Raw genomic sequence first — 18,428 nt, 5'->3', positions numbered from 1 at the left:
TCCGGGAGCGAGGGGTGGTGGATGGGAATATCGTCTGTTTTAACAGCAACTCGTGATGAATGCCGCTCGACACTGTACCTGCCACGGCTCCCGTGAGGCATACCTTGACCCTGCTTGGATCAAGAGGGTCGGCATGAAGTCTCTCTTCTGACCGCACCAGCAGCCGATGCGGGCTGCCGAAGCGGCGGATGTCGAGACGGACTGCGGCACGGCGTGAGTTCCTGCATCTCTTCATGCCGCGAGAAGTACGCTGCCAGCGAGCCTTCGCTCTTCATTATTTCTACCGCGCGCCGGGGGCCGTTGATAGGCCGGGAGACAGGAAGAACTCGACCGGGACCACAAATTCAGTAGTCTCCCTGCCTTGTGGGCTGGTGGCTGAGCACGGCGAGGCAGCGCGACGACCTTACGGTCGAGGTCAGTAATGCCGCTGGAACGTCCAAGGCGAGCAGCCAGCATCCTACCCTCTCTATCCATGATAAAATGCACCCCAGGCACGCACTGCCTTCCATTTCAGTTGCAAATGATACATAATAACATATCGTCGCCTAGGAGCGCTGCGAATGGGTGGGCCAACAGCAACGGCCGAACATCAAACGGATTGGGGAACAATGAGATTTCTGGAAACTGCGGCTGTGGCTGCCGGTATCGTCGTCAGCGCGCCAGCTTGGGCGCAGTCCATCGACACGCCCGACCAGACCGAGGGGGCCAAGGATCAGGCGACGGCGGCGGCGAGCGATATCGTAGTCACCGGCTCGCTCATTCGCGGCCTTCCAAGAGAATATGTCGCCAGCCCGGTATTCACTTATGGGCAGGCGGACATTGTCCAAGCCGGCGCCGGATCGGTGTCGGAATATATGCTCACAATTCCTCAGAACTTTACCGCGGACCTGAGTGATTTCGGCAGCACGGCCGCAGGTGTGGGATCCACTCTCAGCACCGGCACGACCTATAATCAGTATGACGGCTTTGCCAGCTTCGCGATGCGCGGCCTTGCCTCCGATGCGACGCTCACGCTCCTGAACGGGAGGCGAATGGCGTCAGTGGGAATGGTCGAGGCGCCGACCGTTTCCGTCATCCCATCGGGATTGATAGAGCGCATCGACGTCATCTCTGACGGCGCCTCAGCCACCTATGGCGCGGATGCGGTGGCGGGCGTGGTCAACATCGTCACGCGAAAGCCAAAGGACGGTCTTGAATTGCGCGTGCGCGGGGCGACCATGACCGACACCGGCGCGAAGAACTGGGAAGCGAACGCGCTCGCCGGGCATAGCTGGAGCACGGGAAGCGTATATGGCATGGCGATGTATCAGCAGCGCTCAGCTTTCCTCGAAGAGCCGATCGTGGCGAGCGGGACGCGCCTCCAGCAAAATCAATTGCCCGATGAGCAGGTCAGCGGCTTTTACGGCGGCGTTCGGCAGGAGGTGGGCGACCTGACCTTGTCGGTCGATGCCTCTCGCTTCCAGCGTGATCGCGAGGCGATTAGAAACTATCCGGACTTTCCCAGATATAACCGTTTCTTCAAGACCCGCACCACCGGATATGCCGTGAATGGCAATGCCCATTGGCAGGGCGACAGCGCAACTTCGATCGACCTCAATATCGATTATGGGCGCAACCAGACCAGCAGTAACGTATTCAGCGGCTTGCCGCCTTTCGCCGCGCCGAGCACGCATTATAGCGATACCAACACGCTCTTCGTCGCCGAGTTGACCGGCCAGACGGCTTTGGCGACGCTTCCGGCGGGACCGGTCCTGGTCGCCGGCGGCGTTCAGTATCGCAAGGAAACGCTGCGAACCGACGCCAAGATTTTCTTCAATCTCAACGGCGGCGAGCGCACGGCAAAATCCGCTTATGGCGAAGTGAACGTGCCGATCGTGGGTGCCGAGCAGGGCATTGCGCTTATCCGCTCCCTGATGCTTTCGGCGGCGGCGCGCTATGAGGATTTCGGCTTTGACGACGCATTGGCGCCCAAATTCGGGCTCCGCTGGCAGATCGATCGTTCCGTCGCGCTGCGCGGCACCTATGCCCGCTCCTTCCTCGTCCCGCGCTTTCGGAATACGATCGGTATCGCCGAGCAGGTCTCGTCCTGGAACTACCTCTACGCCTTCCTGGGCGCAGGAGAGCAGAATCCGGCGCTTCCGACCGGAATGCGATCGTCATGTTTCGCGCAGGCGCCAATCCCGACCTGAAAACGCAGAAGGCCGACACGTTCACATTCGGCCTCGATCTGACAACGGCCTTCATTCCGAACGTAATGATCAGGACGGGCTATTATCGCATCAAAATCGCGGGACGGGTCGTGACGCCATCGCAGGACGACAGCGTGTCGCTTCCCGAGCTTCAAGGGTTCAACATCCGCAATCCCACCCGCGCCCAGATCGAGAACATCATCAAAAATCCTGCCGTGTTCCGGTGGTTTACGGCCGATATCCCATTCATCGCTGACGGCGGAACGGAAATCTACAGCAGCGCGAACCAGATTCCCCAAGGCCTGCTCTCGCAGGTGCAAGCCGTGGCGGATATTCGCCCGCAGAACTTCGCGGTCGAGAAAACCGACGGCATCGATCTCGATCTCCGCTATCGCACGCCGCTGCTGGGTGGCGATGCCTCCGTGCACCTGACCGGCCAATATATCCTCAATCTCACGCTGGGCGCCGGTACCGGCAGCGCAGTCTCGCGGCTGGACGGCTATGCGCAGCCGGCCGACCTCCGACTGAATGGGAACTTCATCTGGGGACGCGACGGCGTGTCGGTCGGCTCGGTCGTCAACTATGTCGACGGGTTCACCGATAATCGCCCCGGCCGGCCCCCGCGCAAGGTCGCGGCCTATACCACGGCGTCTCTATTCTTCGGTTTCGACCTCGGGCGCCTTACATCCACACCTACGCTCGACCAGAGCGAGGTGCAGCTTGTCATCGCCAACCTGTTCAATAACCGCGCCCCAAATATCGCAGACTCTGTGCTCGGCTACGACCCATATAATAATCCCCCCAATCCGCGCACGATCGGCCTGGTGCTCACAAAGCGATTCGGACAGCTTTGAGCCATGTCGGTCGATCGCTGCTGCGGGAGCGGGGCGATGAATGGAAGGCAGCTTTCAGGGAGGCGTTTTGCATGATCGAACGACCGCTCTGTCGGCGCGTTCCGCCGGATGGGCTGAAGAGGATCGAGTGACTGCTATTGTTCGGATCAGACGCTAGCTTCGCCCACTCTGAACGACGGGGTTTGGTCGGAAGCGACCAATGCATAGCCGGCCAGCGGACTGGCAGGTGCCGCCGCCTTAGCGGCCATTCGCGGCGCTTGAACGGCTCCTTGGAGCTGGTTTTTGTTCATGAGGGTGTAGCGACACAGGGGAGCAGTCGAAGTTGTGCAACACCAGTACCTTTGTTGGTGAGAAAGTGGGTCACCCCCATCGACTGGACAAGAGCGCGCTTAAGTACTGCGCCGCTCCACAAGGGTAAAACCGATGTCCACGCGCGCTGCTTTGGTGCGATCACGCTGGTTCTTGGACAAGGCCTTGAGCATGAGGGCCGCTGCCTGACGCCCCATCTTGGCGCCGTCGATCCGGACGGACGTCAAGGATGGCTCCAACTCCTGGGCGAAATCGAAATCGCCAAAACCCATCACGGCAAGATCATCGGGAACGCGGACGCCGCGGACGGCTGCCTCGATCAGCACGCCTTGCGCCAGCCAATCAGAAGAGCAGACAATCACATCCGGTCTCTCGCCCGCCTCCCATATACGGCCGAAGCTGCGCCGGCCTTCGCCGATGGTGCCGGGCAGGCTGTGGTCGATACTGCGAGGCTCCGGCCGCCCTGCTTCCATCAACACCCTCGAAATTCCATAGCGACGGATGTGCCCTCTGCTGCTGTCCGTTGAGAAGATCATCGGGCGCTGATAGCCCTTGCGCATCAGGAAGTTGCCCACTGCGATGCCGATATCATGGTGAGAAATTCCCGCCACCATATCGATGGGACTGATCGGGGTTTCCCACGTCTCGACGATCGGCAGGTTGGATTCGACCAGCAAAGCGCGCACGTCTGGCGAAATGGGGAGGCCGATGAGAATGAGACCGCCAGGGCGGCGGCTCAGAATTTGGGTCACGATCTTCTCTCGGGTCGCATCTCTCTCGTAAATCCCGAGCAACGTCTGATAGCCGCCATCATCGAGCGCCGCGACCGCAGCCCGCACCGTCGTGTCGAACAGTTCGAGCGGGGTCGGCGGCGCCATGATCGCGATGAGCCGGCTGCGGTTGGTGATCACCGTCCCGGTCGTCAGCGACGGGATATAGCCCGTTTCCGCAATGGCGGCATGAACACGCCCGAGCGTTTCCTTGGTGAGAAGATCGGGGGTATTCAACGCCCTTGAGACGGTGGCCGTCGAGACCTGCGCTGCCCTGGCGACGTCGGCGAGGGTTGCGCCCGCGCGGCGGCGGACCGTTCCTTCACTCGACAACGTCACCATCTATTCCGTCACTCCTTGAACCGGCTCTGCTCCGCGAGGAGCTTGAGCGATCCGCGCTGCTTAGGCAATGGCCCAGGACCACAGGACTCCCTTGCGCTTTTCTCTGTCTAGCTCCCGTAGGGGGCTGTCAATTGGAGCGTCGCCACGGTTGCTCATCATCGTCCAGAGCGCATGGGGCCATTGTTCGCCCGTAGCCTTCAGCACATCCGCTTGCGCGGCCGGACCGATCGATACGCTATGTCCAGCACGCGCATCCCCTGTTTGATGGGTCATGCAAAATCGCAGCGAGCCGCGCATCTCTGCCGCGATACCAAGGGCGACGACCATGTCGGCATAGCCGGTCAAACCCATCAGGCTGCCAGACGATGCCTCGCGCAACGCTCCATACCAGAGCGTCGCAAGATCGCCGTGGCTGTGCAAAATCTGAGCCTTGGCATCCATTGCCGCCGCAGCAAAAGCGCTCGTTGCAGCGAAACGGGGGTCCACGATCACATGTCGCATCTGCGCTGTGGCCTGCGCAGCCCGAAGAGGTGGCAGGAGGATAAGGCCAGCGGCTGCAAGGCCGCCGAGCTTCAGAAGGTCTCGCCTTGTCATCGCGCCTGCGCCTTGTCGGGCGTGGCTAGAAATGCCGCGAGCTTTTCAAGCTCATCGTCCGTCACTTCAACCCGCGTGATCGGCGGCATGCTGAAAACGCCGTGGCGTGCGACCGCCTTCACATAGTCTGCCGGAAGATCGGTCCGTTCGGCAAGAAGCGCGCGCTCCTTGCCCCAGCGCCGTTGGAGCTGGATGGTGCCCGTGCCTCCAGGCAAATGACAGTAGCCACAATGCTGGAGGAACAGCGCTCTCCCGTCTTTCACGGTCGAAGCCGTAGCCGATGCCGTGGTTGATGCCGGTACAGGCGCGGCCGCGTCAGACGATGCAAAGGCAGCCGCTGTGCTCGCGATAATCAGCGCCGCAACGGCACTACACTGGATGGCAGTCACGCTTCCTCTCCCTGGCCGTGGGCTTTGTAGGCTGTTGGCCAAATGCCGTTTTTACCGGGTGCAATGATGCCATTGGGATCGATGGCATTCTTCACGGTCTCGTTGAACCGCGCCAAGGCGCCGCCGTTGAAATCAAAGCTCTTCGCGACCGGATCCATGAAATCGAGATGGGTGCGGTATTCTCCGAATCCGGCTGCTTTGGCGTCGGCGATGAGCACGTGGAACAGCCTGTTGGCCCGAGCCACCATGTCGGCGTCGTCACGGTCATAGAGCAGGATGTTCACATTGTTGATGTGGCGATGACCCATGGTGAAGGAGGTATAATAGTCCAGACCATGTTCCTCGAAGCGCGCCTTCATCGCGCGGAAGGTCTTGCGGGCCAATGCGCCATCGGGGGGCATGACCGGGGAGAAGCCCATATGGCCGCCGCGGCCGCCCCACCAGTTGACGATCTGCAGAGACGTCGCGCTCGGCGCCCGCGCAGCCGCCTTGTCGAGAGGATCGCCCCGGTGCCACACCTCGAACTCAATGGCCTTGCCGAGATGGGGCTCAAGAGCTTTGCGGATCAGCTGCTCCTTGGCGCGGACAATGCCTTCGTGGCCGTAGACACCGAGATTGAAGCGCCACCATCCGATGTCATAATGCTTCATCATCTTCTCGGCGATGGAATCGGGGAGGGCGCCCTTGCCGTCGTACCACTCGCTGCGCTGGGACAGCACGGCAGCGTCGTGAAGATAATTGCCGAACACGAAATTGTGATCGACGACGTTGTTTACGCGTAGTTGGTGGAGTTCGCGAATGGCCCATTCGATGTCGTCGGCCTGGGGCAGCTCGACTTTCGCTCGCAAGGTCATTTCAGGTTCCGGCATCAGCCACAGGCCCATCTTGGTGACGACGCCGAAGTTCGACTGGACGAAGGCCTGATCCCAAGAGGGGCCAAAGCCGTGCTGATAGGCCTGCCAGGTTTTACTCCCGGTCATCGCGCCCATGCCGGTCCGCAGCAGATCGCCCGTGGGTGTGACCACTTCCATGCCGCAGATTTTCGCAGCGTGATCGCCATAGGGGGTGTAACCTAGGCCTCGTTCCAGGGCGTTGCCCATCACGCTGCCCCAGGCATTGCCCGGCGTCGACATCCAGAGCGGAATATTGTTCTGCCGGAGGTAGTTGTAGAGATCGTAGAAGCCTACGCCCGGCTCGAGGAGGCAATGGCCATATTTCACATCCACATCCAGGATGCGGTTCATGCGGCCGAGGTCCAGAACGACCGATCCCGGCATGGCCGGCGCTGCCCAGCCATAGCCCAGATTTTTCCCACGGGCGGTGGGCCACAGCGGGACGCGATGTTCATTGGCAAGCCGGACAAGGGCGCGCACTTCTTCCGCGCTGGCTGGCGCAACGGCGGCGGAAGCTTCATGGTTCAGCCCATCGCCGAGCGCATAGGGGTCTATATAGGTTGCGCGGTCCTCATCGCTGGAAAGGACCCACTGCGATCCCACGACTGCCTCGAACGCGCGCAAGGCCTTGGAAAAAACGGCATTGCCAAGATTTGGGGGGGCTTTGATGGACATCATTCTCTCCTTGATGAGAGAATAGCCCGGGCCGAAATTCAATGCAAGAATTACATTATGATGACGATGAGATCAGGACTATTATGAAATAATTTCATTTAGTCGATGTCCGCGCTAGGCGTTCTGCAGAAAGGTCCAGACGTCATACGCCTTACGGTTCTCCTTCCCTTGGCCGGGCCGATCATCCGAAGCGGCTTCGAAAAGGAGGGGATGCCGCTTGGGCGACATCCCCTTGAGCGAAGGAAGCGTTCAGAAGCGGCGGCCCACCGTCACTGCCCATTCACGCGGGCGACTGGGCTGGCCGGTAAAGATGTAGCTTCCCGATTGGATGAACTTGTTCACATAATAGAACTGATCGAACAGGTTCGTGACCGAGACGGCCGCGTACCATTCGTCATCCGGGGCATTATAGCCAAGGCGGGCGTTGGCCACTGCATAGCCTTCCTGCACCGCACGGGGATTGTTGGTCCACTCGTTGAAAACCTTGGACTGGTAGTAGACGTCGAAACGCGGCGTCAGCGTGCCGCTATTGCCCAGATCGGCGCGGTACTGGATGCCCGCATTATACTTCCATTCCGGCGAACCGGGCGCTTTGCTGGCGAGCGACGGGCCACCTGAAACGCCTGCCGCAGCGCCGAGATCCTTGATCTTGAAGTCCGTGTAACTGCCGGACATATCGATTTGCAGCCCCCGCGCCGGCCGGATCTCCAGTTCAGCTTCCAGGCCGTTGATGCGCGCGCTACCGGCATTGGCAACCACGATGCTGGGGACGCCATTGATATCGTACCCATTCGCGCTCAACTGCAGGTTGGAATAGTCGCTGTGATAGGCGGCCAGGTTGAGCCGAACCAGTCGATCGAACAGGTCGCTCTTGAGGCCGATCTCGTAAGCATTCAGCGTTTCAGGCCCGAACGGCACTGCGGTGGCGGGCGTGAAGGGGCGAGGATTGATGCCGCCGCCCTTGAAACCGGTCGAAAACTGGCCATAGACCATGATATCGCTGGTCAGCTGGTAATCCATCCCGAGCTTGTAGTCGACGCGTTCCATCTCCGACTTGGGAGAGGTGAAAGGGCCGCCCGCAAAGAAGGACGTGCCCGACGGCACATTGACCCGGTCAAAGCGATAGGTCTTGGATTCCTTGGTGTACCGCAGGCCGGCCGTCACGGAGAACTGCTCGGTCAGATGCAGCGTGCCATGCGCGAAAGCTGAGCGGTTGGTGGCGTGGGTGCTGTCATTCTGGTCAAAGGCGATGTTGGAGGCCGCAAGATAGGCGCCGCCGCCCAAGGAACTGTCGCCCTCAAAATAGAAGACGCCCGTCGCCCAATCCAGCATGTCATTGAAGGAGGTGCCCACCAGGCGGAATTCCTGGGTAAACTGATCGAACCCCGCCAGATTATCGGTCAGTGCGACCGGGAGCGGCGCATTATTGGCGTTCTGGGTGAAGCGGCCGCTGAACGTCTGGTAGGCGGTAATCGATTTGAACTGCACGCCCTCGGCAAGTTTCCAGCCGATATCGCCCGAGTAACTTTCCGAGTGAACGGTGTTCACGGCCGGCACGGCCCGCCCGAGGAACTTGCTGTCGTAGCTCGCGAAGGTGACATAGGGGTCGACAATGAACCGCTGATCGAAGGGGATGCCGAACGCCGGGATCAGGCGATTATTGTTATGGTTGACCAGCGCCGCCGCTGCCGTGTTCACATAAATGAGTGAGTCAGCTGCGCCCTCCGAATTATCGCGGATGATCTCTGCAGCGACATTGACCTCGATGTTGGGCGAAGGCGTCCAGCGCAGCGCAGCGCGTCCTGCGCGCACGCTCTCGCCGCCCAAGGTCCCGAGCTTGCAACTATTGCCGTGATTGGAAACCGTCGGTGTGAGATTGCCTGCCAGGGCCGGATAGACGCAGGCAAAATCCACCCTGTCCACATAGCCGTTCCGTTCCTTTGACGCGAAGGAGACGCGCAAGGCCAGCTTGTCCGCGACAAGCGGCACGTTCAACATGCCCCGCAGGTCGATGCGATCATAGCTGCCATAGGTGCCTTCGACCGAGGCGCCGAACGAGTCCTGCGGCTTCTGGGAAATGAGGCGAACAGCGCCGCCGATGGAGTTCTTGCCGAACAGAGTCCCTTGCGGGCCGCGCAAAATCTCGACCCGCTCAAGGTCCAGCAGGTCGAAGGACGTGCCGAACAGTGACGCATGATACACGTCATCGACATAGAAGCCGACGGCGGGCTCCAGTGCAAAGTTGAAATCGGACTGGCCGATGCCGCGAATATAGGCCTGCGTGGACTTGCCGTAGCCTGAGCTGCCAAGGCGCAGGGTGACGCTGGGCGCGGCCTTGCCAACATCGGCGATGTTGCCGAAGCTGCGCTCGCTGAGCTGTTCCCCTGTCATCGCGGTGATCGCGAGCGGGGTGTCCTGCAGATTGGTCGATCGAAACTGCGCGGTCACGACGATGTCCTGCGCATCGTTGTCCTGCGCATGGGCTGCGGTCGCAAGCGCACTCAAAGCGAGCAGCGATGCGCCGCTCAGCGCGCTTCTCTTCAGAATTTCACGAAAGATCATGTCCTCTCCTCTCCCTGTTGATTGTGGGCGTTCCCCAATGAGGAACGGACCGGATTCACTCCGGCTCGATGCATGCTGATACAGTGATGCTGCCGATAAATGCAACATATAATGCAAACTTTACATGAAGCTTCAGTTCTGCTTGAAAGGGATTCGGCACTTAAGATCGCTAAAACAAAGCGATCGTGAAACTGTTCAGGAGGGCGAATGCTGGCGGAAATGAAAATATATCAGCAGTCCAACCACGGGGTGACTGCGGCATGAGCGGCCAGTTCGACGGCATCTCCATTCGTGATCGGCTTATGATTTCCGACCGCATGGCGCGCTATTCTTGGGCGATCGACTCAGGCGATCTGCCTGCCTATCTGGATTGTTTCACGCGCGATGGCGTACTTCGCCATCCGCTGCGGGATGGGAGCCCCGGCGTGTTTATGGGCCGAGAGGGGATTGAGGCTTTCATCGGTGGCAGCATCAGTCAACGCGCTACGCAAAGCTATGGCCATCAACACCAGTTCAACGCCCCCCAGCTCAGCAAGGAAGGGGATGACATCCACGTGGCAGCGTATTGCATGATCTTTCGGCATGAGTTCCACCGGCAATATTGGCCGCGCGGTGCCTCCTGGCGGATGGGCACATGGCATGCCCTGTTTAGGTTTGCCGAGGATGGGTGGAGGATCGCGGACCTGGACGTGCGGATGTGGACGGATACCGCACTCGGAGCCGGCACCGCATTGGTAGAGCGCGGACCGGGGATGCCGGGCACAAAGGACTGACAGAGAAAAGAAACGGACCGGGAGGGGAGAGACAAGATGGACGATAAAGAAACGCAGGCAGCAGAGCATTCGCCCTATCCATACTGGATGATGTTCATCCTTCTGCTGGTCGCGCTGTCCTGTTTCATCGACCGGGTGATCGTCGCCGCGCTCGGCCCGGCCATTAAGGCCGACCTCGGCATCAGCGATGCACAGTTCGGCCTGTTGACGGGTCTGGCCTTTGCTTTGCTTTACACGACTGCGGGTATCCCGGTGGCCCGCTTGGCCGATCAGGGCAGGCGGGTAACGTTACTCGCCGTCGCGACGACCATCTGGTCGCTCATGACGATGGCAAGCGCTTACGCGGCCAGCTACTGGCACCTGCTCCTGTTGCGGCTGGGCGTTGGCATCGGAGAGGCGGCCGCCAGTCCCTGCACGGTGTCCATGGTCTCGGACAAATTCCCCCGTAACAAGCGGGCGACTGCGCTTGCCGTGGTGGCGCTCGGGGCTTCGTTCGGTTCGCTCATCGGCGGATTTGGCGGCGGCTGGCTTGGCGAGACCGTGGGGTGGCGGCACACCTTCCTGATCGTCGGAGCTCCCGGCCTGCTGCTCGCGCTCCTCATCCTGACCGTCAAAGAGCCAATTCGTGGGCGTTTTGACGACCCTGCCAGCATGGCGCGGGAAATGCCCAGCTTTGTGGCGATGCTGGGCATTTTGCGGGCAAAGCGCACATTCCTGCATCTCGGCATGGCCTGCGGTCTCAACAGCTTTGTGAACTTCGGCATTCTGCTCTTCCTGCCGATGTATTTCGGGCGGGCCTATGAGATGAGCATGACGCAGGCCGGCCTGCTGTTCGGCATCGTCACCGCCGTTTCAAATGGCACTGGCACTTTGTTGGGCGGCATGGGAGCGGACTGGGCGGGCAAGCGGGATGAGCGCTGGTACGCCTGGTTGCCCGCGCTCTGCCTTCTATGCGCAGCGCCGCTCTATATGATCGGGCTTTCGATGCCGAACTGGCAGACCGCCATGCCGCTGGTGGTGATCGGCGCGACGCTCGCCTTCACTTATTACGCCCCCACCTTCGGCGCGATCCAGAACATGGTCGAGCCGCGCATGCGCGGGACGGCATCGGCGATCATCATATTCTTCCAGAATCTGGTCGGAATGGGGATTGGCCCCCTATTCGTGGGATTTCTCAGCGACACCTTTGCCGCCCGGGCTTATGCTGGCAATTATGCGGCAGAATGCCACGGCGCAGTAGGGCAGGCCGCTATCGATTGCGCGGCGGCCGGAACCGTCGGCATCCGCTATGGGATGATCATCTGTGCGTCCTTCGCCATTTGGGCTGGCTTTCATTACTGGAGAGCATCGCGCACGCTCAAAAACGACGTTATCTGACGCTTGTTGTGCTGCCTAGGTTCAAAGAAGTACGGCGACATGCGCCCTCAAACCCGACGTGCAATCTTTCGAACCGGTTCCCGAAACCTGCCTTTCATTCATCTAATGACAGGACATTCGTTGACGGTAATCATCCATCTCAACCAGAGCTTGAGATGCGAAATGCCCCGCAATTCCTCTTCGTCAAAGCGGCCGATTGGCACTGCTGATCGAGGACATGTACAATCGATTATCCAACGTCACCCGCGCCACAGTTTCTCCCTGAGCGGTAGCGCGGGTAACGGTGCTGCTCAGGCCGCTTCGTATTCCACCGCCTTTTCCTGCCGGACAATGCGACTGGTGCGGCCATCGATGCTCACTGGCGCTTCGCCATGAATGGTGGCGCGGCGCAGGGTGCGGCGCTGCAGGCCGAAGTCGGCGACGGCGCGGTGCTGCGTTGCCTGATTGTCCCAGAAGGCGACATCGCCGGGCTGCCAGCGCCACCGCACCAGATTCTCCGGCCGGGTGATATGGTCTTGGAGAATGCTGAACAGCCGCTGGGAATCCGCCTGATTAAGGCCGACGAAGCTCTTGACGAAATGTCCGAGCAGCAGGCTGCGCTGGCCCGAAACGGGGTGAACGCGAACCACCGGATGCTCGGTCTCGTACACCGTGGAGGCGAACACATTGCGATGCCGCTTGATCTGCTCCTGCGCGGTGGTGTTGTCCTTGGGTGCATTGCCCAGGATCGCAGCATAATCGTAGAGATTGGTGTGCACGGCCCAGAGATTGTTGACGAGCTGGCGCAGGGATTCCGGCAGCGCCTCATAGGCGGTCTCGCCATTGGCCCAGAGCGTGTCGCCGCCGGCCTCCGGGATCGTGATGCCACGCAGGATCGAGCCCTTTGGATAGGCATCGACAAAGGTGACGTCAGTATGCCAGCTCGAGGCGGCGTATCCCTCGCGGCTATCCAGCTCCAGCAGGTAGCGCGAGCCTTCTGCGACCGGCACGGTGGGATGCGCGACCGGATCGCCGAAGAGCGCCGTAAAATTCTCATGCTCGGCGTCATCGAGATGATGCTGGCCACGGAAGAAGATGACCTTGTGGCGAACCAGCGCATCCTGGATCGCCTGTACGGTCGCGGCGTCGAGATCGCCGGAGAGCACGACGCCCCGGATTTCGGCGCCGATCGTGCCTGTTACCGGCTTGATGTCGAGGGGGCTATTGGGGTCTGCTGCATTGGCATAGGTCGTGATGGACATGATGAGGCTCCTTCTTGCCTTTGGGGGTGCGGGGGGGGATTTCAGTTGGGCGATTGGGGGCCGCGTGGACGCTCCCCGACGATGGTCACGCGCTCCATCTCACGATTGCCGCGATAGTCGGGCACCGCGTAGTGCTGGGTCGCGCGATTATCCCAGAAAGCGATCGAGCCGGGCTGCCAGCTCCAACGCACCTGGAATTCCGGCCGCTTCACCTGGTCGAAGAGGCGAGCAAGCAGCGCTTCACTCTCGCCTTGTGCAAGTCCGACAATCTCGCGGGTGAAAACGGAATTGACGTGGAGGACTTTCTCGCCAGTTCCGGGATGGATGCGCACCACCGGATGCTCGACCGGCGGATATTGCACCTGCAAGGCGGCCCGCTTTTCGGGCGTCTCGATGAACTGCAGGAAGACGCGCGTGTCGTGGATGGCGCTCAGCCCGTCGATCCGGGCTTTGGTGTCGTCGTCGAGCGTTTCATAGGCTGCGACTGCGTTGGCAAAGACGGTATCGCCGCCCAGACCCGGCGAGACGCGCTGGATGAGGATGGATGCCGCAGACGGTTCAGCGCGGAAGGTCGTGTCCGCGTGCCAGTTGCTGTCCGTGGTGCTGCGATACTTGCCGGCGAACTCCTTTGAGCGCAGCGGCAGAATTTCCGGATGATCCGGGTGCGCGAAGACCGGGTGGGTCTCCAGATCACCAAACGCTGCGCCCAGGGCGATATGCTGGTCATGCGTCAGATGCTGATCGCGGAAGAACAGCACCTTGTACCGCAACAAGGCGGCGTGAAGCGCGGCGTGTAACGGCCGGGTCAACGGCTGGGAGAGATCGATCCCGCTGATCTGCGCGCCCAAACTGGGCTGAAGCGGCTTGATTTCGAACAGGTCGGTATCGGAAGCAATGAGGGTCTTTTCGAGGACGGTCATGACGTGCATCTCCTTTCAGGGATTTTATTCAGTGCGGGTCACTCGGCCGGGGCGAGAGCGAGGGGCTGGTCGTCCAGTTGGCGGCGGATTTCGGAATGGGCGGCTTCGTCGAGCGGGAAGCGGGCGAGGAGCAGCGCCGAGAAGGCGTGGCCCAGCGCAGGACCAAGCGCGAAGACATAGGCAAGGCCAAGCAGCGCTTGCGGGCTGTTGCTGCCCCGGGGATCGAAGCCCAGCCAGGCGACGAGCGGCAGGGCCACACCGATAGCGATGGCCGAGGCGCCTTTGCCCGCGAGGCTGAACACGGAATAATAAAGCCCGGTGCGCTCCTCACCGGTTTCGAGGCGGTGCTTGTCGGCGATATCGGCGACGATGGCGCGCAGCATGAGGTTGCCGGAGCCTTGCGCGAGCCCCTGCACCAAGGTCAGCGCCAGCAGCAGACCGAAGGTGTCCGGCGTGACCAGCAGCAGGCTGAGATTGACCGCGACCTGCACCAGCTCGCCCAAGACCGCCGTTCGGTGCTTGCCGAGCTTGAGGCCGATGCGCAGCCAGATGGGGCCCGCGAAGATGCCGAAGACGAACTGGAAGAGGAACAGCGCCGCTGCCCAGTCCGGCCGGCCCATATAGAAGCTGACGTAGAAGACGATGAGCGCTGCGCGAATGCTCTGGGCAAGCGTCACGGCGAAGTCCGAGGCGAGCACGCGCAGAAGCAGGGTATTGGCGAACACCGCGCGCAACGTCTGCTTGATCGACAGCGTCTCCGCTGGCCCGGCCGGAGCCGGAACTTCCGGAAATGCCGTAAGCGACAGAAAGACGCCGGGGATGACCGTGGCAAGCACCAGCGCACCCATCAGTGACATTTGCAGGTGCCCGTCGCCCGGCCGCAGTTGATCGGCGAGCGCGGGAAGCAGCAGCGTAACGAATAGCGCCGCCGAACCCACGACCGTCTGGTAGGTCGCGATGCGGGTCCGCTCGTGATAATGCCCGGAGATCTCGCCGGACCAGGCCAGGAAGGGGATCTGGATCGCCGTCCAGCCTAGGTAAAAAACGAACAGGACGCCGCCGAGGTAGTGCGGCGTTACCGTCGCGACCGGAAAAAACAGGAAGATGGAGGACAGGGTGAACAGCACGGCCCCCGCGGCCATCCATGGCTTGCGGCGTCCGAAGCGGCTGCGGGTACGGTCGCTCAGGGAGCCGATCAGCGGATCGGAAATGGCATCCCACAGGCGGCCGATCAGAAAGATGAAGCCGATCATGCCGAGCGACAGGCCGAAGTCCCGTGCAAAAATGGCGGGGAGGTAGACGCCGATGGGCATGGTCGCGGCGGCGATCGGCACGGCAACCGCCGAGAAGCGGATGAGCCGCAGGGCGCCGGAACGCTCGTCGCCCTTGCTCTGCAGCGGCGACAATGAGGACGAGGGGATTGCAGTGAGTGCGGTCATGGCGTGCCTCACAATTTTGCGCGGAGTGTGATGCCGTAGGTGCGCGGGTCGCCGATCAGCCCCGTCACCAGTCCGGTGTTCCCGGCCGACAGCGTCTGGAAATAATTCTCGTCGAGCAGGTTCTTGCCCCAAATCGAGAGGTCGTAGCGGCCGTCGTCGAACCGTAAGCCAATCCGCCCGTTCAGCAGTCCATAGCCGTCCACGATGGCGAGCCGCGAGTTAGAGGCGGAGGTGTTGAAGCTCGATCGATGCGACCAGTCGGCATGGCCGTACATCTCGGTCGCGCTGCCCAATGCGGGAACCGGTGTCGAGACATCTGCGCCCAAAGTGTAGGTGAACTTCGGCACGCCCGGGAGCTGCTGGCCGGTGAGGTCTTGTACGGCAGAAATGTTCAGGCGCTCGACGGCCTGCGGCGCGTTCCTGTAATCGCGATAGCTGGTGTCGGCATAAGCCAGCGACGCATTGAGGCTGAAGTGCCGCAAGGGAGCGTAAACCGCGTCCAGCTCGAAGCCGCGAGAGCGCACCTTGGGAATGTTCGCGATATACTGCCGGTAGGTGACTGTGTTCGCCACCTGCTCGGTGATCGCCGTCTGATAATTGGCGGTGTCGATCCAGTAGAGCGCCCCGTTGAAGGTCAACGCGCGATCGAACAGCTGCGACTTGAAGCCGACCTCATAGGCATCGACTCGCTCCGGCGCGACCTCTGGCGCGATACCCGCCGGCAAGGCAGTCAGATTGAGCCCGCCTGACTTGTTGCCGCGCGAATAGGTGCCATAAATGATCGCGTCACGCGTTGGTTGCCAGCGAAGGGTAACGAGGCCGGAAAGGCTGTCATCCGAGAAAGCGGTCGCGAAGGTCTGCACCGGGTTGAACTGGGCGCGGATGGCGTTCGCTGTCGCCTGCTGTGCCGGCGTGAGGCCGGAGAGATCATTGCCCGCCACCCAATATTGGCGGAACGCGCCCTCCTTCTTCTCATGGGTGTAGCGCAGGCCGGCGGTCAGGGTCAGCGCATCGCTGATCGACCAGTCCGCCTGCCCGAACAGGGCGAGGCTCCTCGTCTGCGGCGTGGAGGTGGAGTTCGCCTCGAACCCGTCAAGCGCTGCGTTGCCGACCACGGGATCGACTGCCGGCAAGTTCCAGGCCGCCGCCGCCGAGCCGTAGCGGCTCGCGCCATAACCGCGAATGATCTGCCAGAAATAATAGCCGCCGATCACATAATCGATTGGGCCATCATCCTTGGACGCAAGGCGGATTTCCTGACTGAACTGGCGTTGGCGGTTGGCCTGCTGCGCCTTGGTGACCACGGGCAGCGAGGTGGAATCGCCATCATTGGCCGGGTTCCAGTCCCACCAGCGATAGGCTGTGATGGAAGTGAGCGCGGCGCCGCCCAGATCCCAGTCGACCTGACCGGACACCCCATAGCCATCCATGTTGGACTGGTAATGACTGTCGGACTCGCCCCGTCGCGCGAACGGATCGATGGCCGGCAGTGACCGGTTGAACCGCGCCAGGCGCGCCGCGAAATTGTTCGGGATCGTCGCGCCATTGTCGTAGGTGCCGACATAGTTCGCAAAGACGTTAAGGGCGTAATTCTGCTTCTGGCTGGCATAGTCGCCGATCAGCCTGATCGAGAGATCGTCTGTCGGCTTGAAGAGGAGTTGGCCGCGTAAACTCGCATTCTCATAGTCCTGCGCTTTCTCTCCGGTGGTGGTGTTGAAGAGGAGGCCATCGCGCTTGGTGTAGGCGCCGCTCAGGCGCACAGCGAGACGATCGGTGACGATCGGGCCGGATACCGAGCCGCGAACTTGCCGATAGCCATAATTGCCGATGCTCACCTCGCCGGAAGCGTCCGGCTCGAAACTTGGCTTGCGGGTGCTGATGTTGATGACGCCCGAGGTCGTGTTCTTGCCGAACAACGTGCCCTGCGGGCCGCGCAGCACCTCGATCTGCTCGAGATCGACCAGATCGAACTGCGAAAGGCCGACGCGGCCATAGTAGACATTGTCGATATAGAAGCCGACGCCGTTCTCCAGCCCATCATTGGTCAATGCGACATTGCTGCCGAGGCCGCGAATGTTGATGTTGGTATTGCGCGGGTTGAAACTGAATACCTGCAGCGCCGGCACTTGTTGCTGGATCTGGCCGAGGGTGAAGTCGCCGCGACGATCAAGCGTCGCCGCGTCGATCACACTGATGGCGATCGGCACGTCCTGCACGGCTTCGTCGCGGCGGCGGGAGGCTGTGACGATGATCGGCGAGCCTGCGTCCTCCTCCGCTGCGGTCGGCTCGGTCTGCATTGGCTCTTCGGCCGCATGGGCGCTGATCGGCACTGCGAGCGACAGGGCTGCAGCTGTTGCACGCAGCATCGTCCGGCGCGCGCCGGTAGGCGAGAAGCGCTCGCCTGTATAGAGCCCGATAATATACTGATTAAGTGTCATTATTATGGTTGTCCCTGAACGTGACTGTATTTGGTCGACCGTCGGTTTTCGCCGTCACGGTCTTCGGGGCGGACAGAGCGCAGGCTTCCCCCCGGCAGCTGAGACCAGATGGCCAGCGCCGATTGCTGAAGAGACAGGGGGTAGCGCGCCAGGTCCGCCAAATCGGAACTGGTGAGCCTGATCATGATGATCCTCGCAGAGCGAAAGGCGCGGCCACCGGATGGTAGGCGCGACATCATCACGCGCCGGTCCCCGAGTGCGTCCGGAGGGCATAAGCCGTTTCGGGCGCTGGCTCGCGATAACCGGCACGCGACTGCGTGCGGACTAGGTCAACAGAGCTGGTGGGTCATGCGCATCGGATCACCTCATCGTTAGAGAGGGGAACACGACGCCTGGCGCGGTCGCCTGAGCATCGTGCGCTTTAGCGGTTGGTCACGCGGAGCAAGCTGCATCCCTATCAAAAGCCGCGGGTCAGACACTCGTGATGATGCGGCAGGGGCCTGACCAGCCATCCCGCTCGAGGTATTTCAACCTAATCGATAGAATATGATTTCGTCAAGGCAAGTTTTGCTTTTGCTACGGCAAAGTTTGGGTGCGGGCGAAGGGCCGGCTCCAATCCCTAAGATAAGTGCGGGGGGCTCAGCCATTAGGAAGATTGCCGTC

At 61.2% G+C, this 18,428-nt stretch carries 13 protein-coding genes; 4 read left to right on the top strand and 9 right to left on the bottom strand.

Going from position 1 to position 18,428, the window contains the following annotated elements:
• Positions 1 to 608: 608 nt before the first annotated feature.
• Both M2331_RS00545 and M2331_RS00540 read left to right on the top strand, forming a co-directional pair.
• Positions 609 to 2,189 (top strand): TonB-dependent receptor plug domain-containing protein, encoded by a 1,581-nt coding sequence (locus M2331_RS00545; protein ID WP_181558493.1) that lies wholly within the window; start codon positions 609 to 611, stop codon positions 2,187 to 2,189.
• The gene (locus tag M2331_RS00540; protein ID WP_181558492.1) at positions 2,159 to 3,043 is read left to right on the top strand and encodes a TonB-dependent receptor; all 885 of its coding nucleotides are present in this window, start codon (positions 2,159 to 2,161) and stop codon (positions 3,041 to 3,043) included. Before M2331_RS00545 ends, M2331_RS00540 begins: the two co-directional genes overlap by 31 nt.
• 389 nt (positions 3,044 to 3,432) lie before the next feature.
• Here M2331_RS00540 and M2331_RS00535 read toward each other — a convergent pair whose 3' ends face one another.
• From M2331_RS00535 to M2331_RS00515, 5 genes are all read right to left on the bottom strand, one after another.
• Entirely contained in the window at positions 3,433 to 4,464 is a 1,032-nt protein-coding gene (locus M2331_RS00535; protein WP_181558491.1) for a LacI family DNA-binding transcriptional regulator, read from the bottom strand.
• Between the two features lie 60 nt (positions 4,465 to 4,524).
• Complete coding sequence (locus M2331_RS00530) at positions 4,525 to 5,058, bottom strand: hypothetical protein (protein ID WP_181558490.1); 534 nt, start codon at positions 5,056 to 5,058, stop codon at positions 4,525 to 4,527.
• Positions 5,055 to 5,447: a c-type cytochrome gene (locus tag M2331_RS00525; RefSeq protein WP_181558489.1), complete on the bottom strand. Its 393-nt coding sequence runs from the start codon at positions 5,445 to 5,447 to the stop codon at positions 5,055 to 5,057. Before M2331_RS00525 ends, M2331_RS00530 begins: the two co-directional genes overlap by 4 nt.
• A complete protein-coding gene (locus M2331_RS00520; RefSeq protein ID WP_181558488.1) occupies positions 5,444 to 7,015 on the bottom strand; it encodes an FAD-binding oxidoreductase in 1,572 nt (523 codons plus the stop codon). Before M2331_RS00520 ends, M2331_RS00525 begins: the two co-directional genes overlap by 4 nt.
• Positions 7,016 to 7,264: 249 nt before the next feature.
• Positions 7,265 to 9,577, bottom strand: coding sequence for a TonB-dependent receptor (locus tag M2331_RS00515; protein ID WP_181558487.1), 2,313 nt, complete (start codon positions 9,575 to 9,577; stop codon positions 7,265 to 7,267).
• Positions 9,578 to 9,837: 260 nt separating this feature from the next.
• On the opposite strand from M2331_RS00515, the gene M2331_RS00510 reads away from it, so the two are divergent.
• Together M2331_RS00510 and M2331_RS00505 are read left to right on the top strand one after the other, a co-directional pair.
• Positions 9,838 to 10,350 (top strand): nuclear transport factor 2 family protein, encoded by a 513-nt coding sequence (locus M2331_RS00510; protein WP_181558486.1) that lies wholly within the window; start codon positions 9,838 to 9,840, stop codon positions 10,348 to 10,350.
• A gap of 36 nt (positions 10,351 to 10,386) precedes the next feature.
• On the top strand, positions 10,387 to 11,727 hold the full coding sequence (locus M2331_RS00505) for a spinster family MFS transporter (RefSeq protein ID WP_181558485.1): 1,341 nt from the start codon (positions 10,387 to 10,389) through the stop codon (positions 11,725 to 11,727).
• A 290-nt stretch (positions 11,728 to 12,017) separates the two neighbouring features.
• On the opposite strand, the gene M2331_RS00500 is transcribed toward M2331_RS00505, so the two are convergent.
• Genes M2331_RS00500 through M2331_RS00485 form a run of 4 tightly spaced genes read right to left on the bottom strand, consistent with a single transcriptional unit; the run spans position 12,018 to position 17,765 of the window.
• On the bottom strand, positions 12,018 to 12,968 hold the full coding sequence (locus tag M2331_RS00500; RefSeq protein ID WP_181558484.1) for a TauD/TfdA dioxygenase family protein: 951 nt from the start codon (positions 12,966 to 12,968) through the stop codon (positions 12,018 to 12,020).
• Positions 12,969 to 13,009: 41 nt separating this feature from the next.
• Entirely contained in the window at positions 13,010 to 13,888 is an 879-nt protein-coding gene (locus tag M2331_RS00495) for a TauD/TfdA dioxygenase family protein (protein ID WP_181558483.1), read from the bottom strand.
• A 38-nt stretch (positions 13,889 to 13,926) separates the two neighbouring features.
• Positions 13,927 to 15,327, bottom strand: a complete 1,401-nt coding sequence (locus M2331_RS00490) for an MFS transporter (protein ID WP_181558482.1) — start codon at positions 15,325 to 15,327, stop codon at positions 13,927 to 13,929.
• An 8-nt stretch (positions 15,328 to 15,335) separates the two neighbouring features.
• Positions 15,336 to 17,765: a TonB-dependent receptor gene (locus M2331_RS00485; RefSeq protein ID WP_264592234.1), complete on the bottom strand. Its 2,430-nt coding sequence runs from the start codon at positions 17,763 to 17,765 to the stop codon at positions 15,336 to 15,338.
• Positions 17,766 to 18,428: the final 663 nt, after the last annotated feature.

The sequence above is a fragment of the Sphingobium sp. B10D7B genome, from assembly GCF_025961955.1.
Lineage (GTDB): Bacteria > Pseudomonadota > Alphaproteobacteria > Sphingomonadales > Sphingomonadaceae > Sphingobium.
The sequence above is the reverse complement of the archived record's forward strand: the minus strand, read 5'-3'. Positions and strand labels throughout refer to the sequence as shown.